Raw genomic sequence first — 522 nt, forward strand, 5'->3', positions numbered from 1 at the left:
ACAGGCGATTCGTCATCACGGGGCACGCTTGATTGTGGCAGACCCGAAACGAGTAGACATGGCCGAACATGCAGAGCTGTACTTAGCGCATCGACCGGGTACGGATGTTATGTTGCTCAACGGCGTGATGCAGCAAATCATCAAAAATGGTTGGTACGATCAAGAATACATCGAAGAGCGCGTCGACGGCTTTGATACCTTGCTTCAAGAGGTGATGTCGCCAGCGTACAACCTCGACAAAGTTGAGTTAGTGACGGGCGTAAAAGCGGACGATATTTTCGCGATGGCGCGAATGATTGGTACGGCAAAACGCACGGCGGTGTATTACTCAATGGGTATTACCCAGCATACGACAGGGCACGACAACGTTCGTTCGATTGCAAACCTGCAATTGTTGTGTGGCAACATCGGTATTGAAGGTGGTGGTATTAACCCACTGCGCGGTCAATCAAACGTGCAAGGTGCGTGTGATATGGGCGCTTTGCCGAACTGCTATCCGGGATATCAAAAAGTGTATAACCC

Annotated in this window: 1 protein-coding gene; it reads left to right on the plus strand. The window is 50.6% G+C overall.

The genetic code is table 11. The features are described 5' to 3' along the window. Positions 1–522 (plus strand): molybdopterin-dependent oxidoreductase (locus tag R7040_RS29865; RefSeq protein WP_318098104.1); only part of this gene is annotated, 522 nt, incomplete at both ends.

It is taken from the genome of Vibrio sp. 1069, from assembly GCF_033340555.1.